Origin of the sequence: Paracoccus mangrovi, from assembly GCF_042648425.1 — a bacterium.
In the GTDB taxonomy this organism is placed as follows: Bacteria; Pseudomonadota; Alphaproteobacteria; order Rhodobacterales; family Rhodobacteraceae; genus Paracoccus; species Paracoccus mangrovi.
Window position 1 is genome coordinate 41,343 of the sequence record NZ_JBHRXJ010000018.1, and the last position, 20,930, is coordinate 62,272.

General features: G+C 63.4%; 23 protein-coding genes and 2 pseudogenes. 10 read left to right on the top strand and 15 right to left on the bottom strand.

The window, feature by feature from the left end; translation table 11 throughout:
- Positions 1 to 97 precede the first annotated feature (97 nt).
- From ACFOMH_RS17970 to ACFOMH_RS18000, 7 genes and pseudogenes are all read right to left on the bottom strand, one after another.
- On the bottom strand, positions 98 to 760 hold the full coding sequence (locus tag ACFOMH_RS17970) for a hypothetical protein (RefSeq protein WP_377746201.1): 663 nt from the start codon (positions 758 to 760) through the stop codon (positions 98 to 100).
- Entirely contained in the window at positions 757 to 1,329 is a 573-nt protein-coding gene (locus ACFOMH_RS17975) for a DNA methyltransferase (protein ID WP_377746202.1), read from the bottom strand. The genes ACFOMH_RS17970 and ACFOMH_RS17975 overlap by 4 nt, the downstream gene beginning before the upstream one ends.
- Before the next feature lie 52 nt (positions 1,330 to 1,381).
- A pseudogene (locus ACFOMH_RS17980) lies at positions 1,382 to 1,840 on the bottom strand (DNA cytosine methyltransferase); the annotation flags it as partial.
- A 5-nt stretch (positions 1,841 to 1,845) separates the two neighbouring features.
- Positions 1,846 to 2,853: a helix-turn-helix domain-containing protein gene (locus tag ACFOMH_RS17985; RefSeq protein WP_377746203.1), complete on the bottom strand. Its 1,008-nt coding sequence runs from the start codon at positions 2,851 to 2,853 to the stop codon at positions 1,846 to 1,848.
- On the bottom strand, positions 2,850 to 3,245 hold the full coding sequence (locus ACFOMH_RS17990; RefSeq protein WP_377746205.1) for a VRR-NUC domain-containing protein: 396 nt from the start codon (positions 3,243 to 3,245) through the stop codon (positions 2,850 to 2,852). The genes ACFOMH_RS17985 and ACFOMH_RS17990 overlap by 4 nt, the downstream gene beginning before the upstream one ends.
- The gene (locus ACFOMH_RS17995; protein WP_036708684.1) at positions 3,242 to 3,481 is read right to left on the bottom strand and encodes a hypothetical protein; all 240 of its coding nucleotides are present in this window, start codon (positions 3,479 to 3,481) and stop codon (positions 3,242 to 3,244) included. Before ACFOMH_RS17995 ends, ACFOMH_RS17990 begins: the two co-directional genes overlap by 4 nt.
- On the bottom strand, positions 3,478 to 3,726 hold the full coding sequence (locus ACFOMH_RS18000) for a helix-turn-helix transcriptional regulator (RefSeq protein ID WP_377746207.1): 249 nt from the start codon (positions 3,724 to 3,726) through the stop codon (positions 3,478 to 3,480). Before ACFOMH_RS18000 ends, ACFOMH_RS17995 begins: the two co-directional genes overlap by 4 nt.
- A gap of 622 nt (positions 3,727 to 4,348) precedes the next feature.
- Between ACFOMH_RS18000 and ACFOMH_RS18005 the strand changes: the two genes are divergently transcribed.
- Positions 4,349 to 4,951: a hypothetical protein gene (locus ACFOMH_RS18005; protein ID WP_377746209.1), complete on the top strand. Its 603-nt coding sequence runs from the start codon at positions 4,349 to 4,351 to the stop codon at positions 4,949 to 4,951.
- Positions 4,952 to 4,954: 3 nt separating this feature from the next.
- Here the strand turns inward: ACFOMH_RS18005 and ACFOMH_RS18010 are convergent, their stop codons facing one another.
- Positions 4,955 to 6,226: a tyrosine-type recombinase/integrase gene (locus ACFOMH_RS18010; protein ID WP_377746235.1), complete on the bottom strand. Its 1,272-nt coding sequence runs from the start codon at positions 6,224 to 6,226 to the stop codon at positions 4,955 to 4,957.
- A 264-nt stretch (positions 6,227 to 6,490) separates the two neighbouring features.
- Here ACFOMH_RS18010 and ACFOMH_RS18015 point away from each other — a divergent pair, with 264 nt between their 5' ends.
- The 7 genes from ACFOMH_RS18015 (at position 6,491) to ACFOMH_RS18045 (ending at position 14,834) form a co-directional block, all read left to right on the top strand.
- The gene (locus tag ACFOMH_RS18015; protein ID WP_377746210.1) at positions 6,491 to 6,931 is read left to right on the top strand and encodes a hypothetical protein; all 441 of its coding nucleotides are present in this window, start codon (positions 6,491 to 6,493) and stop codon (positions 6,929 to 6,931) included.
- A 134-nt stretch (positions 6,932 to 7,065) separates the two neighbouring features.
- The gene (locus tag ACFOMH_RS18020) at positions 7,066 to 7,281 is read left to right on the top strand and encodes a hypothetical protein (RefSeq protein WP_377746211.1); all 216 of its coding nucleotides are present in this window, start codon (positions 7,066 to 7,068) and stop codon (positions 7,279 to 7,281) included.
- Positions 7,278 to 9,776: an AAA family ATPase gene (locus ACFOMH_RS18025; protein ID WP_377746213.1), complete on the top strand. Its 2,499-nt coding sequence runs from the start codon at positions 7,278 to 7,280 to the stop codon at positions 9,774 to 9,776. Before ACFOMH_RS18020 ends, ACFOMH_RS18025 begins: the two co-directional genes overlap by 4 nt.
- Positions 9,777 to 10,349: 573 nt before the next feature.
- Entirely contained in the window at positions 10,350 to 12,359 is a 2,010-nt protein-coding gene (locus ACFOMH_RS18030) for an AAA family ATPase (protein ID WP_377746214.1), read from the top strand.
- 46 nt (positions 12,360 to 12,405) lie between these two features.
- Entirely contained in the window at positions 12,406 to 13,368 is a 963-nt protein-coding gene (locus tag ACFOMH_RS18035) for a helix-turn-helix transcriptional regulator (RefSeq protein WP_377746215.1), read from the top strand.
- A 67-nt stretch (positions 13,369 to 13,435) separates the two neighbouring features.
- A complete protein-coding gene (locus ACFOMH_RS18040) occupies positions 13,436 to 14,209 on the top strand; it encodes a PD-(D/E)XK nuclease family protein (RefSeq protein WP_377746217.1) in 774 nt (257 codons plus the stop codon).
- Between the two features lie 10 nt (positions 14,210 to 14,219).
- The gene (locus ACFOMH_RS18045) at positions 14,220 to 14,834 is read left to right on the top strand and encodes a hypothetical protein (RefSeq protein ID WP_377746219.1); all 615 of its coding nucleotides are present in this window, start codon (positions 14,220 to 14,222) and stop codon (positions 14,832 to 14,834) included.
- 106 nt (positions 14,835 to 14,940) lie between these two features.
- Here ACFOMH_RS18045 and ACFOMH_RS18050 read toward each other — a convergent pair whose 3' ends face one another.
- Genes ACFOMH_RS18050 through ACFOMH_RS18070 form a run of 5 tightly spaced genes read right to left on the bottom strand, consistent with a single transcriptional unit; the run spans position 14,941 to position 16,903 of the window.
- On the bottom strand, positions 14,941 to 15,501 hold the full coding sequence (locus tag ACFOMH_RS18050; protein WP_377746221.1) for a metallophosphoesterase: 561 nt from the start codon (positions 15,499 to 15,501) through the stop codon (positions 14,941 to 14,943).
- Positions 15,461 to 15,994 carry a helix-turn-helix domain-containing protein gene (locus ACFOMH_RS18055; protein WP_377746223.1) on the bottom strand — a complete coding sequence of 178 codons (534 nt, stop codon included), beginning with the start codon at positions 15,992 to 15,994 and terminating at the stop codon, positions 15,461 to 15,463. Before ACFOMH_RS18055 ends, ACFOMH_RS18050 begins: the two co-directional genes overlap by 41 nt.
- Positions 15,991 to 16,386, bottom strand: coding sequence for a VRR-NUC domain-containing protein (locus tag ACFOMH_RS18060; protein ID WP_377746224.1), 396 nt, complete (start codon positions 16,384 to 16,386; stop codon positions 15,991 to 15,993). Before ACFOMH_RS18060 ends, ACFOMH_RS18055 begins: the two co-directional genes overlap by 4 nt.
- An 8-nt stretch (positions 16,387 to 16,394) precedes the next feature.
- The gene (locus tag ACFOMH_RS18065) at positions 16,395 to 16,649 is read right to left on the bottom strand and encodes a hypothetical protein (protein WP_377746226.1); all 255 of its coding nucleotides are present in this window, start codon (positions 16,647 to 16,649) and stop codon (positions 16,395 to 16,397) included.
- Positions 16,646 to 16,903: a helix-turn-helix transcriptional regulator gene (locus tag ACFOMH_RS18070; RefSeq protein WP_377746228.1), complete on the bottom strand. Its 258-nt coding sequence runs from the start codon at positions 16,901 to 16,903 to the stop codon at positions 16,646 to 16,648. The genes ACFOMH_RS18065 and ACFOMH_RS18070 overlap by 4 nt, the downstream gene beginning before the upstream one ends.
- 129 nt (positions 16,904 to 17,032) lie before the next feature.
- Here ACFOMH_RS18070 and ACFOMH_RS18075 point away from each other — a divergent pair, with 129 nt between their 5' ends.
- Both ACFOMH_RS18075 and ACFOMH_RS18080 read left to right on the top strand, forming a co-directional pair.
- Positions 17,033 to 17,413 carry a hypothetical protein gene (locus ACFOMH_RS18075; protein ID WP_377746229.1) on the top strand — a complete coding sequence of 127 codons (381 nt, stop codon included), beginning with the start codon at positions 17,033 to 17,035 and terminating at the stop codon, positions 17,411 to 17,413.
- Between the two features lie 137 nt (positions 17,414 to 17,550).
- Positions 17,551 to 18,813, top strand: a complete 1,263-nt coding sequence (locus ACFOMH_RS18080) for a tyrosine-type recombinase/integrase (RefSeq protein WP_377746230.1) — start codon at positions 17,551 to 17,553, stop codon at positions 18,811 to 18,813.
- A gap of 3 nt (positions 18,814 to 18,816) precedes the next feature.
- Here ACFOMH_RS18080 and ACFOMH_RS18085 read toward each other — a convergent pair whose 3' ends face one another.
- Complete coding sequence (locus tag ACFOMH_RS18085) at positions 18,817 to 19,542, bottom strand: hypothetical protein (RefSeq protein ID WP_377746232.1); 726 nt, start codon at positions 19,540 to 19,542, stop codon at positions 18,817 to 18,819.
- A gap of 1,018 nt (positions 19,543 to 20,560) precedes the next feature.
- Positions 20,561 to 20,836: pseudogene (locus ACFOMH_RS18090) on the bottom strand (transposase); the annotation flags it as partial.
- Positions 20,837 to 20,930: the final 94 nt, after the last annotated feature.

Sequence of the window (20,930 nt, forward strand, 5' to 3'; positions counted from 1 at the left end):
ATGAGGGGGAGGGTGCCAGACTTTGCCAGACATTACTAGGACATGATTGCTACAGGTTGCGCGCAGGCCAATCAGTTTCTTCGAGCCTGCGATCCTGTTATCTCACCCACGGCCGCGCCTTCGGCATCGCCCCTGTCACCTCGATCTCGCGCAGCATCCCGCCCGCGATCAGTCCCTCGCGGACCCAGCCCAGCGCCTGCCACCAGTCGTCATATCCCCGCCGGGCGGCCTCGATCTGCTGCGGGTGCGGCGAGAACGTGACCGGGCAGGCAAGGATGTCGATGGTTTTCCATGTGCCCCGTGCGCCGGTGCCACGCACACGGATGCGTTCTGAGCCCACGACGATTGCGCCCGCATGTGTGCCATGCTGGTTCTGCTTGACGATAGTGGGCACGCAGCGCAGGACGGCGCCGGGCATCCAGTCCGGGGTCAGCCCGGCGCGGGCCAGTTCGGCGACGCGGATCGCCATGCGCTTGCCGCCGAGGCTGTCGGGGATCCCGGCGACGGTGGCGGCGATGACCTCGGCGTCCTCGTGGGTGTAGCCGCCGATCTTGTGCTGGCCGCCGTCGATCTTGCAGCCCAGCACGGCGCGCTGCAGCAGGACGTATTCGAGGCCGAAGCCGAAACCTTCCTCGGTGACGTCCGGGGGCAGGGGCAGTTCCAGCTGCGCCTGTTCCACCCGGAACGCCCATTCCAGCGCGGCCTGCACGCCCAGCGCGCGCTTGATCCTGGTGCCGCTGACACGGCCGTGGAAACTCATGGCTGCAATCCTTCAAGGAAATCCATCTGCGCTGGGCGCTGGGCTGCATCCGTCGGCCGCCAGATCCACGGGCCCGAGGCCATGGGCAGCTGCGAGAGAGCGCCACGCATGTGCTGCTGCCAGAGGGTGAACTCCGTTGCCGAGCAGGCGCAGAGCGCGTGCCCGATGGGCCAGCCCATCAGCCATCCGACGAAGAGCGGGTTGAGCCGCCGCCGTGTTCGGCCCTTCAGGATCCGCCGCGAGACGGCGCGCCCATGCGAGGCAGTCATCGAAGCCCAGAGCGGGCGCGAGATCGGGGCGTGTGGCGAGAACAGTGGCCCACCCAGCAAGGTCGCCGGGGCCGGGCGGGTGAAGCCCTGCTCGGCTCGGTAGTGCAGCAGGTCCATCCGGGATTTGCCGTCGGTCCGGGTGATGCTGGCCTGGCTCGACCCCTTCCAGTTCTGGGCGGCCGGGGTCGGCCAGTGGTTCGGCAGGGCCCTCGCGATGCCCAGCGCCAGCGCCTCGGCCTTCCGGGTGAAGTCGCTGTTCCCGGCCGGGTTGTAGCGCGTGGTGCCGGGATGCAGGCTCATCGGTGTGGGCCAGGATGAAGATCCGCAGCCGTTCGTGCGGCGCGCCGACCTCTGCCGCCGAGAACAGGCCTGCCGCAGGCGTGTAGCCCAATCCACAAAGCTCTCGCAGGACGGTCTCGAGGCCGAGGGTGACATGCCCGGCGACGTTTTCGAGGAAGACCCATTCAGGACGGCATTCGCGGATGACCCGGGCAACATCGGGCCAGAGGTGCCGAGGATCGTCGGCACCGCCGCGCTTTCCAGCTGCGCTGAAGGGCTGGCAGGGATATCCGGCGAGGACGGTGTCGAAGGCGCCGCGGAATGGCCGGGCGTCGAAGCTGCGCAGGTCGGTCCAGATCGGGGCCGGGTCGAAGTATCCGGCGCGCTGGGCGGCGATGAGGACGGCGCGGGGCCAGTCCTCCCACTCGACGAAGGCGAGGGTGTGATAGCCGGGCTCGGCGAGCATGAGGCCCAGATCAAGGCCTCCGCCGCCCGCGCAGAGGGACAGTCCGTGCCGGGGACGTGACACCATGCCATTCACCGCACCCCGCGCTCGCGCAGGCGTTCGGCCGTAACCAGCCCCCGGCCAAGCATGGCATCGCGCATGGTGTTGCTGATCGCACTGACCGGCAGGTAGCGGTCGGAATTGACCAGATCGGCGTAGAAGGCTGGCAGGTCGGTGATCGGCTTCGCAGCCGGGCCAGGGGCCGCCTTGGGCTTCCGGCGTTTGCGCCCGGCATCCTCGACCTTGCGCTGGGCGGCGCGTTGCATCGCCCGGTCCAGTGCCTTCGGCCCATCGGGCGGTTCGGGGTGGTCCTGGCGGCTGGCCTCGGCGGCAGCGATGATCTCCGCCTCGGTCAGACCCAGCTCGTCGCGCCAGCGCTGGACGTGCAGGCGGGGCGGCCAGCCTTGCCACCAGCCGGGCAGGGCGTCGGGGTCGAGGCCGAGTGCTGCGAGCAGGTCCCCGAAAACCTCGTCGGAAATCGCCTCGCGCGCCTGCGCGCCCTCCTCCTCCTTTACTGGTTTACTTAGAGGTTCCCTTACAGGGTTAGTGTCCGAAATCCGGACACGGCTTTCGGCATTTTCCGGACACGGCTCGGCCGGAAAATCGGACACGGCTCCGGCGTCTTCTCCGTGTCCGAAATCCGGACACGGCAGGGCGTCGGCCATGCCGTCGACATCACAACCATCGGCTTCGTCGAGGCTTTCCGCGGCGCCGTCGTCCCCGTGTCCGATTTCCGGACACGGAACCACAGCCACAGGTGTGAAGCCCGGTTCAAACCCCAGGATGTAGCGGGTGGGCAGCTGTCGCTTGGTCACCGGGTCCAGCCGCGGCACCCGCCGCAGAAGGCCCACGGCCTCGAGCTGGCCAAGATGATCGTTCAGCGTAGACCGGCTGATCTCGCAGTCATGCGCCAGCCGGTCCTGCGAGGGGAAGCAGCCGTAGTCGGGGTTGAACCGGTCGCAGAGATGCCAGAGCACGATCTTGGTCGTCGGCTTCAAACCGCGCTGCTTGATGGCCCAGTTGGTGGCCTCGTGGCTCATGGCGCGGGCCTCCGCGGGGAAGGAGCGATGCGCGTAGTGAAGTCATGATCGGCCAGCGCGCCCAGCGCATCGTCGAGGCTGCGCACGAGCGCCCAGCCGAAACCCTGCGCTTGCACTGCATCGCGAAACGCCTCCTGCTCCGGCCGCAGCCGACCCTTCGGCGCTTTCAGCTCGAGGAACAGGACGCGGCCGTCGCTCAGGACCATCAGGTCCGCGAACCCGGCATGGACGCCCATGCCGACAAGGATCGCTTGGCGCTTGGCCCCTCGGGGCCCGGCCTCGGTCACCTCGTTGGCGCAGTGATGGATGATGGCCGAGCGGGGCAGGGCGATGCGCAGCGCATGCACGACGGCGCGCTGCAGATCAGCTTCGGGGGTGCCACGGCGCATCATCGCGCGGCCCTCCCCTGATCCTCTCGCTGGGCACGCCGAACCGGCCGCCGCGCATCGACGACCACCAGCAAGCGCTGGGCATCGGCACGCTCGCCCGGGGTCTCGCCATGCTGGACAAGCACATTGCAGGCGAGACGGATGAGGAGGTCGCTGTGATGCGCGACATCGGCGATCACGGCGCGGGCCTCGGCCACGCGGTCGGCGGGCCAGGCGGAACTGCGGGGCTGGATGGTCATGACCGCCCCCGCACCTTGCGCACCGGATGGGCCTGTTCCTGCGACCGGATCCACTCCTGAATGGCGGCGCGGCGATAGAAGATCTTTCGACCTATGCGTGTGCAGGGCGGACCCTGACGGCGGGCTTCCCACCGCGACAAAGTGTCTGTGGTCAAATCCAGTGCGCGGGCAAGCTGCTCGCGGCTGATCCAGTCGGCCAAAAGGTCAGGGACCTCCGCCACTGGGTCGTTTTGCATGTCCTTCATCGGCTGCTCCGTTCGCCTCGCGCCCCTCTGCCGGGGGCGGTTTCAGCGAAGCAGAGCGTGAGGACCGGAAGACAGGCGGAAGGTGGAACTGGCCGCTATCTCCCAATTCCACCCCTTGTTTTATTGGACTTTCAGCGGATGGCGCGCGACGCGACAGGCGTTGCCGCAGCCTTCGCAGGGCATTCCAAGCGCCGCTTCCTGGCGACGATCCGCGCTTCGTCGACACCGCTCCGACAGCTTGGGGCTGATTGGGCGGCGCTGAGGCGGTTTCGCCGGTTTCGCAGGGACCGGAATTGCCGGAATGGACCATTCCGGTCGGGTTCCGACGGTTCTGGATGATATCCACAAGTTCTTTTTTTGTTCCGGTGCGCCAGTGCAGGATTCTGGTTGATCGTTCGCCTTCAGGATGCGTAGATTCGTGGTTGAGCAGAACATAAGTATCGACAAGGCAACCGAAGCCAGGTGCCGCCCCTCTTGGGGTGGGGTGCCCAATTACAGGCAGTTTTCCTCGACGACGTGGGCTGCAGCCAGTCCACCCGCGTGCTTGGCACGGCGGGTTTTTGTAACCCGCAGTCCGACGGCCCTGGCCGGAGGATGCCGTATGTCTGAGAGGAGTTCGTTCATGCCTTTGCCGCCCGTCGCCTTCTATTCCATCTACGAAATTGCCGTGCGCTGGGGCTGTCCCCCGGCCGATGTCGCGGGCTGGGCGGCAGAGGGCCAGCTGAAGGTCGTCGCAGGCATTCCGCCCGTCAGATGTGGGGATGAAGTCGTGGGGGGCTTGGTCGAGGTGCCCATCGCGGAACTGATGTGCATGTTCAGGCGGTTCGGGCCGAGCGACGATATCGGCCGATTGAGGCGCGTTCTCAAACCCGGCAGCGCGACCTGGGCGCACGTGACCGAACCTTCGGATGGTCTGCCGATCCGCTCGTCAGACCTGCTGGTGGCGTCGGGGTCGTTGCTGCAATTCGAGGAAGAACGCGACCTATTGCGCCGCCCGGCCTCCACCATCGGCGCCAGTCCGCGGTACGATTGGGATTCCATGTACGCGTGGCTGACCGTTTTCCTGTTCGAAAAGGGGGTGCCCGACACCCAGACCGCGCTAGTTGCGCTGGTGCAGGACTGGTTCGTCCAGAACTCGAAGTCGGGGGAGGTGCCGGATGAAAGCACCATCCGCAAGCGGCTGTCCTCGCTCTGGCGCAGGCTGCGCGGCGAGGATGCCGCGTGACGGTCAGGCCGATTTCGGCAGGTCGGCCCCCTCCTGCGCCGCGTCATGCACAAGGCGCGGCCGAGGCCGCAGGAGGCTGGCCACCGTGTCGACGCCCGCGCGCAGGGGGGAATCCATCAGGTGTGCATAGCGCTGGGTGGTCTGCATCTGGCTGTGGCCCAAGAGCTTGCCGATCATTTCCAGCGACGCGCCGCCGCTGACCAGAAGCGAGGCAAAGGTGTGGCGCAGGTCGTGGATGCGGACGTCCGCCAGCCCAGCGTCCTTCTGCACCTTGGCCCAGAAGCGGCGGATTTCGCGCACCGGCTGGCCGACCGTGTCGCCGGGGAACAGCCACGGGTTTCCCCGCGGTACCGCCTGCTGGCGTAGCCGCACGATGGCCGCGACGTCCTGCGAAATCGGCACACGGTGGATCTTGCGCTGCTTGGTGGTCGAGGCGGGTTTCGACCAGATGGCATAGTCGAGGTTGAACTGTTCGAACCGCGCCGTCCGAACTTCGCCCACCCGGGCGCCGGTCAACATGCACATGCGGATGATCGCCGCGGCACGCTGATCCTCGGCGGCATCCAGCACGGCCGCCAGTCGGGTCAGTTCCTCGGGCGACAGGAACCGTTCGCGGGCGTGCTCGATGCGCCGATGGAACCCCTGCGCGGGGTTGTCCGTCCGCCATTCCCATTCCATGGCCAGCGTGAACATCTTGCGCAGCACCTCACCCATGCGGTTGGCGCGGATCGGGGTGGGCTTGTGGCCCTGCAGCTTGCGGGCCCGATTGTTGGGCTTCGCCTTGCAGGGGCGGGGACGCCCTCCGGCCACGAAATCGAGGAACTTCGCGACGTCGGACTTGGTGATCTCCGACACCAGCCGGTTGCCCCAGGCCGGTTCGACCATCTTCTTCAGCATCGACACCTGGTCGCCCGCATTGGTCTTGGCCAGCTTCGGCAGATGTTCGGCGATGTAGCGATCGATCATGTCTGTGATGCGCGGGGCCCCGCGCCACTCGTCGCGCGCCGCCAGAGGATCCTGCCCCTCGTCGATGGCGCGGCGCAGTTCCTTGGCGCGTTCGCGCGCGGCCGTCACGCTCCATTCCGGCCAGCGCCCGATGGTCATCCGCCGCTGCCGCCCGGCGTGCCGGTAGTCGATGGTGAAGGTCCGCGCACCCGACGCCTGCACGCGGGCGGCAAAGCCGATCACCTCCGTGTCGAAGATCTGGTAGCTGACGCCAGGCTTGGGTTCCGCCTCTCGCAGGGTTTTCTCATTCAGTTTCAGTCGTTTGACCATCCACTCCGCCTCCTTGCCCGACGACACAGGCGTAGACCCGCGCCACTATCAAGTCGGACCACGGGGCAGGGACCGGAATACAGGCGGAAGGTGGAATTGAAGGCCGGGTGACAATTCCTAAAAAAGAAAAACAAGGTGTTAGGTGACTTTGCCCAGCGCACGGGGTGGGGAACAGACGGACGCCCGCCCCCTTCTGCGCCGATGGTTTGATCGGGGACCGCGCATGAAGTAATCCTGTCGGCACACCCCAAACACGAAACTTCCATGCCCAGCGCCAAGCCACCAAGAAACCTGACGCCCGTGCTGTGCCGGCGCCTGCAAGCTGAAATGCTGAAGGCCTGCGAAGCCGTCGCCGCTCGTCATGGCCTAGTGGTCGAGCCGCGCGACATCACCGGCGCCGACCTGCGCTGGGGGTTCGATGCCACCTTCCGCGTCTCGATCCCCCTGCCGGATGGCAGCGCTCTCGATCCCGAGCGGCTTCGGTTCGAGGCGCTGTCCGAGGCCTTTGGGCTTTCCCCCGCCGATTACGGCCGCTCTTTCAGCACCAGCCGCGAGCAGTTTCGCATCACCGGCATCGACCCCCGCCGCCCGAAATACCCGGTGTCAGCCGAACGAGTCCCGGACGGCCAGGGGTTCAAGTTCACAGCAGAACAGGTGGCGCTGTTGCTGCAGAAAGGGATGAAGGATGTGACGCCGAAGGGTTAGGGGCGGTGCTGTCGGCCACGGCGGACTGGCAGCGCCAGAGGCGCGAGCTGTTCAGGAAGTGGATCTATAATCACGCAGGATGTGACAATTAGGGTTAACAAGCTTATCGCAGAATCAGAAGGGGTGCCTGCCAGATGGAATTCGATCCAGCACTATCATTCTCCGATAATCTTTCCCGTTTTCGGACGGAAGCGGAGCGCATCGATGCCGATTGTGCCCGCGTTCTTTTCGACAATCTGGCCCTGCTGGCGCGCGACGGTGATGCGATGCGCACCCGTCAGGCCGTTCAGGAGTTCAACCGGGCGGTCCTCGCCGCGCTCGACGGCCTGCCGGAAGGGCCTGTGGCATGAGTCGGTATTTTCTCGCCTCCGCCGCCATTGAGGGATTTCGCGGCATCAATAATGACGGCGATCCCCTCGTGCTGAAGTTCAAACACGATGCTGTTAATTCCGTCCATGCGCCCAATGGGGTCGGCAAAAGCTCGATCTTTGAAGCGCTGCACTTCGCCCTGCACGGCACGGTGCCACGCTTGGAAGGGATGCAGGACGCCGAACAGGGTGCAAGCTACATCGTCAACAAGTTTCATCCGGCGCAACAGGCGACGGTCGCCCTTGTTTTCAAGAGCGATGACGGCACGCCCAATGTGTCGATCACCGTCACCCGGACGGCGGCGGGCGGACGGGTCGTCACGTCTCCCTCCGGCCACGCCGATCCGGACAGCTTCCTCGCCGATCTTTGCGAAGATTTCGTGCTGGTCGATTACCCGCGCTTTGCCTCTCTCGTGGACTGCTCGGCCTTGGAGCGCGGGCGCTCCTTCGCCTCGCTGGTCGGCATGAGCCGGTATTCCCAGCTCCGGCAGGCGCTCGACGGGGCCAAGAACACTCGCAACATCAATAGCGATCTTGGGCTGTCCACGCTCGACACCGAAGTGACCGCCGAAAACCGCGCCTTGGGGGCCGTTGAACAGCGCATCCTCGCCGCGTATCAGGAAGTGACCGGCGCGGTCGGCGGCCAGATGACGGATACAGCAGCGCTGAAAGCGCAGGTGACGGCCGGACTGGCGAGCATCGCGCTTTTCACGCCGTTGCTCGCCGACGCCTCGGTGATGGACCTCGATTTTGACGCCGCTGAAAGGATTGTCGATCAGGAAGAAGGCGGCGCGGCGCGGAAAACTCTCGACGGCCTCAACGCCGCCGTCACGACGCTCGGCGGGTTGCAGGTCTCGGCGGCGGAACTTGCCGAGATCGACGCGCTGGTGACGGCGGCGAAGGCGCGCGACGATGCCATGCGTAACGTCGGTGCCGCCAGCCTTCATGCTTTGCTGAAAGATGCGCTTGCGGTCATAAACAGTGCGGACTGGCATGATCCGAAGGTCTGCCCTGTCTGCGAAAAGGCTGGCGACGGACCGCTTCAGGATCAACTGGAAGCGAAGATCGCGCTCTACGACGAGGCCGACCAGCTCGACGCCGAGCTGAAACGGCAGGTGCAGAGCGCGGGATGCATCGGCAAGCTCCGGCAGCTTGAAGAGCAGGCGCATCTTGGCGTTGCGGACGCTGATCGTATCGCGCCGGTCCTGACGCTGGCCGCGCGCCAGTCGTCGGTTTCCACGGCGGACCTGGAACGCGCAAAAGATGCGCTTGGCGCGCTCGAAGCGAAGCGGGTTGACGTGCTCGCGGCAGTCAATACCGATATCGTGACGCTGCAAGCCAGCTTGCCGCCGTCGCTGGTCGCCGTCACCCGCACCCTTGGGCAGGCCAAGCAATTCCGCGGCGCTATGAACGAATACGAGCGGACCCTTCCGGCGCTCGCGACGAAACGGGCCAAGCTCGCGAAGCTCAATCGCTGGAAGACGTTCATCACGAACGTCGCCGGGCAGTTCGCAAATGCGGAAAGCGCCCTCGCCAATGCGCGCATCACGGATATTCAGGCAAGTTGTCAGGAGCTTTTTGGGCATCTGGTGCGGGGCGGTCCGGACGTGCGGCCGACGCTGAACCGGGCGCAAAATACCGAACAGGTGGATTTGAAGCTCGCCGATTTCTTCGGCCTTCCCAACCAGAGCGCGCGGGCGCTTCTGTCGGAGAGTTACCGCAACGCTGTCGCCGCTTCCATTTTCATGGCGGCGGCCACCCGACACCAGGGCGTGCCGCGTTTTATGGTGCTGGATGATGTGACCTCGAGTTTCGATGCTGGACATCAGTTCAGCCTGATGGACACAATCCGGACGAAACTCCGCTTCGGCGCGGCGAACGGTCTGCCCGGCGGGCTTCAGTTCATCATCCTCAGCCATGATACGAGCCTTGAGAAGTATTTCGACCGGCTCAACGGCACGACAGAGTGGAATCACCAAAAGCTGCAAGGTATGCCGCCCCGTGGGCGGCTAATGATCGCCGCGCAGCAAGCGGATCGCCTGAAGGCACAGGCGGAGCAATACCTGAACGCGGGGCAGATAGATATCGGCGAGCCGTTTGTCCGCCAGTATCTTGAATACAAGCTCGGCCAGATCATCACCCGTTTGGAGATCCCGGTGCCGCCCGATTACGCGACGCGGGGCGATAAGCGCACCCTTTCCACCTATGTGGACGCGATCACGGCGGCCGTCGCGCTCTATCAGGCGGCGCAGCGCTGCGTTCTGTCTGCCCAGCAGATCACTGATCTCCAGAACCACCACCTGCCGTCCATAATGGCCAATTATGTCAGCCATTATGAGACGGGCGCGGGCAATCCCTTCAACGCCTATGCCTTGCTCGGAGTGCTGCAAAGTGTGGACGCGCTGGCCGATTGCTTCTGCTGGACCGATCCTGCCGATAATCAGCGGAAATACTATCGACGACTTGATCGGCAGTGACCGATCAAGGTTCGATATTCAAGTTCTTGCGGCTGGTCACGTTCGTTCAGGAAAGTCTCGTATTGCAGCGTTGAATTGGCCGGCTACCGTCCTCTTCCCGCCCTTCGGATCGTGATCGTTGTATGGGGCCGTGGAGGTGGTCTATCGCGTTTGATGAGCATCGCTTGTCAACGTCTGGTCAACCCGCGAATGCGTTCCTGAGCGTACGTCGATCCGCCCAAATCCGGCGAGAAACGTTGAGAGTTCGCAAAAGAACCCGCCATTCCAAAGGCTTGTCCGCTAAGTTGCTGAAATCAAAAGAGTCACAAAAATCAACAGGTTCGGCTCATAACCTGAAGGTCGTAGGTTCAAATCCTACCCCCGCAACCAAAAAATAACGCAAGATCAAATAGATAGGCCGATGGTATTTTTATACCATCGGCCTTTTCGCGTTCTACATCAACACCACATCAACACCCGAACAGAAAACCGGCAACGGCCCGCATCCGCCGACATTCACTGGCAGCGGACGACAGATGCGTCCGAATCTGACGGGCGCGCGGATTATCTTCTCCTCATCAACGGAGGGAAAAGATGACCTGCGAAAAACACCTTGCGCTCGACCTGGTCTCCTCCCTGGCAGAGCGCTTTGGGCCCGGAAGCAAGATCGCCAAGGAACTGCCGGGCTGGATCGAATATCTGACCGACACCGAATGTCCCGAACGGCCGCGAACCCGGCCCGGCGCTGCCTGGTGGGGGAGGGTGCGCAGTCTGCTGGATGATCTCTGCCAGGAAGCTGACCGCAGCGAAGGCAATCTGGTGCGGGCAAATGCGACGCGGATCGGCGAGCACTTCGGTTTGACGGAGGTCGAGGCGCGGATCCTCGAGTTCTTCGCCAACTATCGCATCTTCGATATGTTCGAGCATGTAGTCGATCAGGCGCTGGAAACGAGGGAGGTGACCCTGCCTTTTCTCGTCGCGCAATTCTCGGGCGCTGAGCAAGGGGAAGTCAGAACGGCACTGCGTCCCGATGCACGGCTGAAAGCTTCGGGCCTGTTGCAGAACGAGGGGCGCAACTGGTCCAGCCAGAGGGTTCCCTATGCTGTTTCACCGCGATTGGCGGATGCCATGCGGGCGGATGTCGACGACATCGAGGAACTGGTTGCACTGCTGTTTCCGGCTGCGCCTACGCCCGACGCCGAATGGCAGGACTTCGAGGGGCTGGGCGAAAGCGCTGATCTCATGCGCAAGCTGCTGACCAATGCGATCGTGAACGGCACGCCGGGCGTGAACATCCTGCTTTATGGCGCGCCGGGCACGGGCAAGACCGAATTCTGCAAGGTACTGGCCCGCGAAGTGGGGGCCAGTCTGCGCGCCATCGGCGAGGCGGATGACAGCGGCGAAGAGCCGTCGCGGGGCGCGCGGCTGGCCGAACTCGGCATTGCCGGACGGATGCTGTCGGCGCGGCGTGATACCGTGCTGCTGCTGGACGAAATGGAGGACCTGTTCGGTGGCGCGATGCCGTCGTTCTTCCGTCAGGAGCGGATGTCCAAGGTCTTCGCGAATCGGCTGCTCGAAACCAATCCCGTGCCGACACTCTGGACCACCAATTCCATTGAGGCCTGCGATCCGGCCTTCCTGCGCCGTATGACCTTTTCGGTCGAGATGCGCGTTCCGTCCGAGCGGGTGCGCAAGCGCATCTGGCAAAGGCTCGCCGACCGGCATCAGCCGCTGGCCGAGACGGGTGCGCTGATGGCGCTGGCCGGGGTCCATGACCATCCCCCGGCGCTGGTGTCCGATGCGATGCGCGTGGCGCGCGACTGCGGCGGTGGGGTTGAGACCTTCGCGCAGGTGCTGGGGGCCTCGGCCAAACTGACCAATGGTGGCATCGCGCCGCCGCTGCGTCATCACTCCGAAGCGGCGTGGGAGGCCGCTCTGGCCAATGCCGACACCGATCTTGCCTTGCTGGAGGCGCAGCTCGCAGGCGCCGATACCGCACCGCGGATATCCTTCTGCCTCGATGGTCCGGCCGGGACGGGCAAGAGCGCATGGGCGCGGCATCTGGCCAAGCAGCTGGGCCTGCCGGTGATCGAGAATCGCGCCTCGGACCTTCTGTCGATGTGGGTTGGCGGCAGCGAGAAGGCCATCGCGCGGGCCTTTGCCGATGCGCGGGCGGAGGGCGCGCTGCTGATCTTCGACGAGGCCGACAGCCTGCTGGCTGACCGGCGCAACGCCTCGCACCAATGGGAAGTCAGCCAAGTGAATGAGATGCTGACCTGGATGGAAAGCCATCCACTGCCCTTCGTATGCACCACCAACCTCGCCGAGAACCTCGATCCGGCGACCCAGCGGCGCTTCACCTTCCGCATCCGCTTCGACTGGCTGCGCGAGGATCAGTTGCCGCTGGCATGGCGTGCGCATTTCGATGCGCCGGTGCATTCCGATATCCAGGTGCTCGACCGCCTGGCGGCAGGGGACTTTGCCAATGTCGCCCGCAGGATGCGTGCCCTCGGCCAGGGAGATCCCGCCGTTATCCTCGCGGAACTGCGGCGCGAATCCGAGGCCAAGGAAGGCAAGACAAGGGCCATCGGCTTCGGCCGTTGACCTTGCGTGCATCCGCAAGGAATGTGAGGCGCGGAAAACGGGGGAAATGATGCGCTATTCACGTCAGGAAGACCTGCTGAAGCTGGCCCTGATGATGCAGGGCTCGGCGGAGGGAATTTCCATCGCCGATATCGAGCGCGCCTTCGATGTTTCCCGGCGCACGGCCGAGCGGATGCGCGATGCCGTGCTGCGCGCCTACCCGCAACTGGAGGAACGCCCCGGCCCGCAGGGTCAGAAATACTGGCGCTTTCCGCCCGGCACACTGGGCAAGATGGAGGAGCCGACGCTCGACGAACTCGGCGCCGGTCACCGTGCCGTGGCAATTGCGCGGCGCGAGGGCGATCTTGCCACGGCCGAAGTGCTGGAACGCCTGCTGGCCAAGGTGCAGGCGATGTTTCGTGCCGATCGTCGCCGTCGCGTCGCCGCCGATCTGGAGGCGCAGCTTCTGGCCGATGGCGTGGCCTTCCGCCCCGGCCCGCGCGAACGCATCGCACCCGAAATCCTGTCCAGCCTGCGCGAGGCGATCCTTGCCGGGGTGATGATCTCGGCCGACCACCGCGCCCGCGCTTCGGGCAAGCTGTCGCGCAACACCCGGCTTGGCCCGATCGCCATGCTGTTCGGCGAGGGGCGGCAATACCTGCTGGCCTGGAGCGAATACCAGGACGATTTGCGCCTGTTCGCCCTGGCCGGATTCGAGCGGATCGCGCTTGAGGATGACGTCTACGAACGCCCCGAAGGCTTCGACCTGCAGGACTGGCTGGCCGAAAGCTTCGGCATCTGGCGCGAGGAGCCGCAGGATGTGGAGTGGCGCTTCCTGCCTGAAGTGGCCGACGAGGCTGCGACCTATGTCTTTCATCCGAAGCAGGAAACGGAGCGGCTGCCCAACGGTTCGCTGGTGGTGCGGTTCCGAGCCGGGGGGCGGCAGGAGATGGGATGGTATCTGGCCAGATGGGGGGAGAAGGTTGAGGTGAGGATGCCGGAAGAATTGAAAAATCCGCGCCACCAATGATTCATGAGATCGAGATCGAGATCGCGACGAGCGGTGAAAAGAATTGCTACATGGAGCGGGAAATAAGATGAATGAAAGCCATAGTGCAGTAACGAGAGAAAATCTAACGAGCTTCTTCTCCGACTACATCGCGGCTCACGGAAATGATGCGAACGTGCTTGACTTGCCGCAAAGGCTGGAGAAGTTTTTTCAGGAACTGCCATATTTCAGCCCTACCGACGAGATAACAGCGCCCCCAAGCCCTATCGCATCCGACCTGGCCCATTTTTTTGCTACAATTCAAGCCCCATTAAAGGCCGAAAAGGAACGTGGAGGCTTTTTGAATTTTTGGTCGATTGCAGGTCTGAACGGCTACGAGGTCAGAACGGCAGGCGCGCTTGCTGGCCTATGGCATTATGACTTCGGCGGAGAGGTGTCTCGCACGTTCGTTGGGAACTATCTGGAAAGAGTCATTCCGGGGCGAAACTGGGAAGAAGAGTTGCGCCGAGGGTACAATGTTTACACGGAAGTCAATCCCTTGGGGGACGTGGCGGATCGGGTCGATCTACTCGTCGAAACGGACAGATCCCTCGTGGGGATAGAGATAAAGATAAGGGCAGGACTCGGAGAGAGACAGCTTGAACGATACGAACTAGCCTTGAAGGCGCGCGCCGTTCACATTGGAAAGTCACCTTTCCTTATATTCCTCGCGCCCTATCAGGCGCAAAGTCCCGGAGTATATCTGTCCACATGGAAGGATGTCTCGGCCTCGGCAAGGTTGGCAACGATATGCCGTTCAGAGAGCTGGGCCATAACTCACCACATCATCGCCCAATTTGGCGAGCATGTTTTCAATCACTAAGGAGAACGTCATGGACGAAATCGAACTTAAGGCTGCGGAAGTGGTCGCGCGAAATATCGAGCTTCTGGAGGGCGCATATGACCTTGCCGTTAACAAAATGGACTTGATGTTATATGAAGCAACTAGAGAAATTCTTGAAGACAAGCAGAAGCTGCTCCTTTGGGAGTATGATTTTGGGGGAGAGCTTAACGATTATCCTTGGCTAGCTCCCACAGAGTGGCGCGCCGAGGGCGAGGTAGCGGGTGGAAACTATAATCTTGTTTGCTACATTGACCGGGGTGGTGAATCTGAAACCTGGCTTGCCGAATTTGCGGGCGGACCTGCAAGATGTGTTTGTTTTTCTATTTCAACAAATACAGTGTCCGGGGTAAGGAAACTGGGAAGGCTCTCGGGCACGATCACTGCAGAAGTGAGCGAGCTTGGAGAGCTGGGCTTTTCGTTCGACGCCAGTGATTTCGTTCTCAAGCTGCAATTGAAGTTTGATCGCGAGGAAATCGCAAAAGGCTTTGCTGACGGCGACTTGTCAACCGCACTTGCCCCCATCGGCGAGGCCCTCGACAAAATCAACGCCGCCCGCCCAATTCTTGACAGGGTTGAGCAAGCTGTGCGGCGGTTCAACGCGTAGGTGCTTGCGCGTCTGCATCTTACGCAAGCCTCCCCATCCTGCCTCGCTACCATAAGAGCAGGGTGGGGACATCGGACTTCCAGCAAGGCCCAAATGGTTGTCACCGTCACTCGTATGATTGTTCCATTCCCTCTGCTATCCGTTGGAATTGGGACGGCGGCAGCATCAAGGCCTCCAACTCTGCCTGATCAGGGGCAACCGGCGTAAAATCCCATTGATCAACGCCGACATTCACCTGACCCTCGGCACCGCGCCAGCGGGTGTGGACATGACCGAAAAGCTGGATCGCTCCGGCCCGCGCGCCGTTCCAGGTGACCAGCGGATAGTGGCACAGGACAAAGCGGCGCTCTCCGATGCCGATCTCGACCAGATCGTGAACCGATGCCCATGGCAGCGCGCGAACCAGCCAGTCGGGATCGTGGTTGCCGCGCACCAGATGTTTCCGTCCCGGCAGCGCGGCAAAGGCTGCCTGCGCGGCCATGCGCCCGACATCGGTTTCGCAGGCGGCGAAGTCTCCGATGATCCACAGGTCGTCATCGGGTCCAACCACGCCGGCACGAGCAATCATCGCGGCGTCCATCGCCTCAACCGAGGCAAAGGGCCGGTCGAAGAAGCGCCGCACCGGTTCATCCGCGAAATGGGTGTCGGCAGTGAAGAAATGGGCCATGCGTTCTCCTTGGGGCAGGGCGGGGTGGCGTAGGTAAAGGTTCTCTTACAAGGTTAGTGTCCGGAATCCGGAGATGGCTTTGGGCAAAATCCGGAGATGGCTTTGCCGAAAATCCGGAGATGGCTCCATGTCCGGAATCCGGAGTTGGATCACCGTCATGTTCTGGCTGTGTTCCGGTTTCGCCATCTCCGGATTCCGGAGGTGGCTCTTGTGGAAATCCATCCTCGAACCCCAGGATATAGCGTGTGGCCTGCCGCTTGTGGGTGCGGGGATCATGGCTGCGCAGGCGGTGGATCAGACGCAGTTCCTCGAGCTTGGCGAGGTGCTCGTTCAGCGCCGAGACCGACATCTCCGCATCCTCGGCAAGGCGCGCCTGCGTCGGGAAGCAGCCGAAATCCGGGTTGTGGCGGTCGCAGAGATGCCAGAGCACGATCTTGGTGGCGGGTTTCAAGCCGCGCTGCTGGATGGCCCAGTTGGTGGCGGCATGGCTCATGGCGCCGCCCTCCCGTCCGGGCGGGCAATCCGCGTGGCAAAACCATGCGCTGCCAACGCGCCCAGCGCGTCGTCGAGCGAGCGGACCAGGGCCCAGCCAAAGCCCTGCGCGAGCACGGCATCGCGAAACGCCTCCTGCTCGGGACGCAGCCGGCCCTTGGGCGCCTTCAGCTCGAGAAACAGCACGCGGCCCTCGCTGATCACCATCAGATCGGCAAAACCGCGATGGACACCCATGCCGACGAGGATCGCCTGGCGTTTCGCCCCGCGAGGGCCGGGTTCGGTGACCTCATTGGCGCAATGATGGATGATGGCCGTGCGGGGCAGGGCAAAGCGCAGGGCCTGGACGACGGCGCGTTGCAGATCGGCCTCGGGCGTGCCGCGGCGTTTCATCGGTCGGGTCATCGCCGCACCTCCGCATCATCGGCATCACTGCGCCGGGCACGCAACGGGCGGCGGGCATCGACGATCAGCAGGAGCCGACGCGCATCCTCGCGCTCTTCTTCGCCCTCGCCATGACGGGCGAGTACCTTGCAGGCGAGCCGGATCAGGTGGTCAGAATGATGCGCGACATCGGCGATCACCGCGCGGGCCTCGGCGAGGCGCTTGGCCGGCCAGGCGGGATCGCTTTCGGGGCGGAGCAGAAAGCCGGTCATCGCCGCGCCCTCCGATGCGGTTGCCGTGCCTGTTCCTGCGCCCCCAGCCAGTCTTCGATGGCGGTGCGCCGGTAAAAGACTTTCCGGCCGGCGCGGACGCAGGACGGGCCGACGCGGCGGTCCTCCCAGCGGCGCAGGGTGTCTTCGGTCAGGCCCAGTTCGCGGGCGAGATCGCTGCGGCTGACCCAGCCGGCGAGGATCGGGTCCGGGGTCATCCTCTGCGCGGGTCGCGGCGCGGTGTCGATGCATGTCATCTGCTGTTTCTCCGAATGTCGCCCGATGCGGGCGGTTGACGGGGAGCAGCAGGAGCAGAGGGCCGGGGGTGGCAGGGAGGCAGTGACCGGCAGTCACCGGCAATGGCTTTGCCACCCCCGTGCCACCCCATGTTTTGCTGGGTTTTCGCGATTCCGGGTGAATCTTTCGCTGCGACGCAGCATGAATTGCAAACCCTGCAAACCCTGCAAACCTCGGAAATCGTCGAATCCGACCCGCAGGCGGAGCAGGGGAGACATTTCGGCCCCCTGGAGCGCTCAAATCAGCCTCGGCGCAGCGGTCTCCGGAATGTCAAGGGCGGCAAGGGTGGCAGGGTGGCAATGACCGGCAGCGGCTTTGCCGGAACCCTGCCAGGGCTTGATTTCATGGCGGATTTCTCCCGCCCGGCAGCTTTCGCCCGGATTCGCCGACATTCCGGCCGGCACGGCGTGGCGAGCCGGGGTTCTGCGGCGCTGCCAGGCGGTCAGGGCGGAATACCGGATTCCCCATGAAACATGGGGTGGCAGTGCTTTTGCCGGCTCACTGCCAGTCATTGCCGGTCGCTGCCTGTTCGCCACCCCGGGCGGCATGATTGCCTTGCGATCACGGCGAATTGACGCCTCATGGACTGACTGCAAGGAGGCATGCGATGGCAATCACCCGGGTCCGCCTGACCGAGAAGATCCTGCGCGAGGCGGTGCCGCGCGAGGGGCGCGATTACCAGATCTTCGACGCCGACATCCGCGGCTTTGCCAGCTGCATCTATCGCGGCGGCGGCCGGGCCTTCACCTTCGATTATCGTTATGCCGGCCGCCAGCGCCGGATGACCTTCGCCCGCTGGCCGGAATGGTCGGTGACCGCGGCCCGCGACCGCGCCAAGGAGCTGCGCCGCATCGTCGATGCCGGCGGCGATCCGCTGGGCGACCGCGACCTGAACCGCGAGGCGCCCCGCATCTCCGATCTGATCGAGCGCTACATCGCCGAGCATGTGGTGCGGCTGGCGCCCCGCAATGCCGCCGATCAGAAATCCCTGCTGCCGAAGCTGATCGCCCCGCATTGGGGCCGCAAGCTGGTCGCCGAGATCACCAAGGCCGATGTCGAAAAGCTGCTGGGCAAGATCGCCGAGGGCCGCGCCCGGCCGCACAAACTGAAGCCCAACAACCGCGCCCGCAAGTTGCAGGGGGTGAAGCCCACCCCGGTGCGGGCCAATCGCGTCGGGGAAATCCTGCGCAAGATGTTCAACCTCGCCGTCGAATGGGGCTGGCGCGACGACAACCCGGCCAATGGTTTCTATCGCCGGATCGAGAACCCGCGCGAGCGCTTCCTGTCAAAGGACGAGATCGACCGGCTGGCCAAGGCGCTGGACGCGGCCGAGGACCAGCGCGCCGCCGGGATCATCCGGCTCTGCATGCTGACCGGGGCGCGGGTCGGTGAGGTGCGGCAGGCCCGCTTCGAGCAGTTCGATCTGGATTACTGCCTGTGGTCCAAGCCCGCCTCGACCACGAAACAGCGCAAGGTGCATCGGGTGCCGATTTCCGAGGATGTGGCGGCGATCGTGCGCCAGCGCCGGCTGCTGGTGCCGAAGGGCAGCCCGTGGCTGTTTCCGGGCGATGTGCCCGGCGAGCCGGTCAAGGAAATCCGCCGCTTCTGGCTGGGCATCCAGCGTCAGGTGCAGATCGGCGATGTGCGGATTCACGATCTGCGCCACACCTTCGCCTCGCTGCTGGTCAGCGGCGGCGCGTCGCTCGAGATGATCGGCAAACTTCTGGGCCACAGCCAGATGCAGACCACCCAGCGTTACGCGCATCTGATGGAGGGGCCGCTGCGCGCCGGCGTCGATGCCGTGGCCAGCATGCTGCGGCCGAGACCCGTGCTGGTCCATCACCGCGACGGGGAACGGAAGACGGCCTGAGGTTCAGCCGGCCTTCTGCAGCTGCGTCAGCGTCTTCCACACGGCATTGACGCGCCGCCGGACCGAGCGTTCATCGGGGAAGTCGTCACCCTCCGTCTGTTCGGCAAACCAGTCCTGCATGTCGCGGATCAGCTCGGCCTGCGATGCGGGCAGGCCGTGTTCATGGATGCGCACGATCAGCGCGTTCATCATGCCGTCCCAATCATAGGGTGAGATCGACCCCGTGCCGCCCGCGATCCGGCGCATCAGATCATGGTCATCCTCGAACCTGCGGATCTGTTCGCCGGTGATGAGCAGATCGGCGATCGAGACCTCGACACCGGCGGCCGGATCGGTGACAAAGAGCCAGTCGGATGTGCCGACCGGCCGGACACGTCGGACATGGGCAGACTGTGGACCGATTCCATATCGACGGAACATCGGCAGCATGTCGAAGGCCGCCACCGCGACCTCGCCGGCAACGGTCTCACTGCCGCAGACTGTGGGAGGAATGCCGGTGACGATGTCGAACCGCTCCTTCGCCGACCAGCCGGCGATGTCGGCAATGGTGCAACCCCAGCGGGCTGCGGCTTCGTGGACGGTGTAGTATTCGCGTGGTGGCAACTTCATGATAGTCCATTCCTTGTGCCCCGTGCCGCCTTCCGATCTGGTAGGGCGGCCGGGGTATCCAGTGGTGATCTTGCGCCAGGTCGCCCGGCTTGCGCGTGTTGCATCAGCGTCATGATACACGCAATGGTTTAGTCCATCATCGCCATCTGGCAGGAGGGTATAATCATGATTGTCGCGGCTGGCGTGCGCGGAGATCTGTTTCAGATCGTTGGCTCCAGGCGACGAGTCTCTCCCTCGCGTGGGTCGGCGTGGGGGCGACAAGCTGGGTCGGCCACTGCTGAGATATGGTTGGTGCAGGGGCATGGTTCCTGCTGGGGGCAAGGGATAAGGTGGCCGGAGCTACGGCAGCATACCGCGAAGGGTGGAAATTGCGGGCAGGAGTTTGACCCTGCGGGCGCTGCAGGCTTGTGAAAGCTGCCGTTCGACCATAGCATGACACGATGCGGGGTGATCGCCGCGCCCAGCAGAATCCTTCCCCTCGATCCAGCGATAAAATTGGAGGCAGCCTTCTTTTTCTCTTTTTTGAATGACGTGAAGGACCGTGTTGCTAGGGAAATGGCTTCCACAAGTCTTTCAGACGTCGACTTATTGGACAGATACTCTGAGATCGGGCAGGATAGCTACGACGTTTTCATAAGCTATTCATATGCAGATGAGGTAATTTACCCCTTGGATGCTTTCTTGAATTTACGAGATGCCGGGATATCGGCATACCTACCTAGAAGATTCGATAGATCGAAAGAAAAGCCCCCCAAGCTTCTGGACATAAGTCGAACTAGGGATGCCTTGTTGAAGTCGAGGGCTCTAGTTATGATTAACGGGCCGCAAGCAAGTCGATCTCAATGGATTCCTTGGGAGATTGGCTACATGAGTGGCAAAACAGGCAAGGTGGCTATAAGCTCTATCGCGGACGATAAGAATCGGATCAGAAAGCGCGAGTTCTTAAGATTATATCCAAGTGTTGGATTCGACGGCGCGGATTTGTTGGTTGGATTTCCAGGGGAGAATAGCGAAAAGATGAGATCTTGGATAAGTTCTTCATAGTGGGCGCGTTTATGTCGTGCTCGCCATAGATCCTAATAAGAAAGCAGTTGATTTTGAAGGAGTGAATCCCGAGTGGCCAATAAAAAGACAGTTTTTGTTCGGCATCGTTCACATCCTCGTATCCGGCCAGTCGTCCGAACACCGATTGCCGGAACAATCCGTCAAGCCGATGGAGCGTGTTCTTCCCGGTGCGGCTGTCTCGCAGCGCCTCCGACGCCAGATTGGACAGGCCGAGCACGTCATCAAGCTCGCGCATCACCAGCAGGCCACCGTCTGAACTGATCTGCGCACCACGGAACTCCAGACGCACACGGCGGTCGAAATCAACCCGATCTCCCCGCGCCAAGCCCGCACCCTCCAGGTGATCCATGAAACGCGCCCCTCGCAGCCGTCAACGCCATGATTTATATGCGAAATATCACGATTACGACAGCGAAATCAGCGACTTACTTGGAGAATGTGGG

Bases quoted from the DNA above. Each gene is read 5' to 3' on its own strand.
- ACFOMH_RS17970 (WP_377746201.1), bottom strand. From the start codon at position 760: ATGAGTTTCCACGGCCGTGTCAGCGGCACCAGGATCAAGCGCGCGCTG.
- ACFOMH_RS17975 (WP_377746202.1), bottom strand. From the start codon at position 1,329: ATGAGCCTGCATCCCGGCACCACGCGCTACAACCCGGCCGGGAACAGC.
- ACFOMH_RS17985 (WP_377746203.1), bottom strand. From the start codon at position 2,853: ATGAGCCACGAGGCCACCAACTGGGCCATCAAGCAGCGCGGTTTGAAG.
- ACFOMH_RS17990 (WP_377746205.1), bottom strand. From the start codon at position 3,245: ATGATGCGCCGTGGCACCCCCGAAGCTGATCTGCAGCGCGCCGTCGTG.
- ACFOMH_RS17995 (WP_036708684.1), bottom strand. From the start codon at position 3,481: ATGACCATCCAGCCCCGCAGTTCCGCCTGGCCCGCCGACCGCGTGGCC.
- ACFOMH_RS18000 (WP_377746207.1), bottom strand. From the start codon at position 3,726: ATGAAGGACATGCAAAACGACCCAGTGGCGGAGGTCCCTGACCTTTTG.
- ACFOMH_RS18005 (WP_377746209.1), top strand. From the start codon at position 4,349: ATGCCTTTGCCGCCCGTCGCCTTCTATTCCATCTACGAAATTGCCGTG.
- ACFOMH_RS18010 (WP_377746235.1), bottom strand. From the start codon at position 6,226: ATGGTCAAACGACTGAAACTGAATGAGAAAACCCTGCGAGAGGCGGAA.
- ACFOMH_RS18015 (WP_377746210.1), top strand. From the start codon at position 6,491: ATGCCCAGCGCCAAGCCACCAAGAAACCTGACGCCCGTGCTGTGCCGG.
- ACFOMH_RS18020 (WP_377746211.1), top strand. From the start codon at position 7,066: ATGGAATTCGATCCAGCACTATCATTCTCCGATAATCTTTCCCGTTTT.
- ACFOMH_RS18025 (WP_377746213.1), top strand. From the start codon at position 7,278: ATGAGTCGGTATTTTCTCGCCTCCGCCGCCATTGAGGGATTTCGCGGC.
- ACFOMH_RS18030 (WP_377746214.1), top strand. From the start codon at position 10,350: ATGACCTGCGAAAAACACCTTGCGCTCGACCTGGTCTCCTCCCTGGCA.
- ACFOMH_RS18035 (WP_377746215.1), top strand. From the start codon at position 12,406: ATGATGCGCTATTCACGTCAGGAAGACCTGCTGAAGCTGGCCCTGATG.
- ACFOMH_RS18040 (WP_377746217.1), top strand. From the start codon at position 13,436: ATGAATGAAAGCCATAGTGCAGTAACGAGAGAAAATCTAACGAGCTTC.
- ACFOMH_RS18045 (WP_377746219.1), top strand. From the start codon at position 14,220: ATGGACGAAATCGAACTTAAGGCTGCGGAAGTGGTCGCGCGAAATATC.
- ACFOMH_RS18050 (WP_377746221.1), bottom strand. From the start codon at position 15,501: ATGGCCCATTTCTTCACTGCCGACACCCATTTCGCGGATGAACCGGTG.
- ACFOMH_RS18055 (WP_377746223.1), bottom strand. From the start codon at position 15,994: ATGAGCCATGCCGCCACCAACTGGGCCATCCAGCAGCGCGGCTTGAAA.
- ACFOMH_RS18060 (WP_377746224.1), bottom strand. From the start codon at position 16,386: ATGAAACGCCGCGGCACGCCCGAGGCCGATCTGCAACGCGCCGTCGTC.
- ACFOMH_RS18065 (WP_377746226.1), bottom strand. From the start codon at position 16,649: ATGACCGGCTTTCTGCTCCGCCCCGAAAGCGATCCCGCCTGGCCGGCC.
- ACFOMH_RS18070 (WP_377746228.1), bottom strand. From the start codon at position 16,903: ATGACATGCATCGACACCGCGCCGCGACCCGCGCAGAGGATGACCCCG.
- ACFOMH_RS18075 (WP_377746229.1), top strand. From the start codon at position 17,033: ATGTTTTGCTGGGTTTTCGCGATTCCGGGTGAATCTTTCGCTGCGACG.
- ACFOMH_RS18080 (WP_377746230.1), top strand. From the start codon at position 17,551: ATGGCAATCACCCGGGTCCGCCTGACCGAGAAGATCCTGCGCGAGGCG.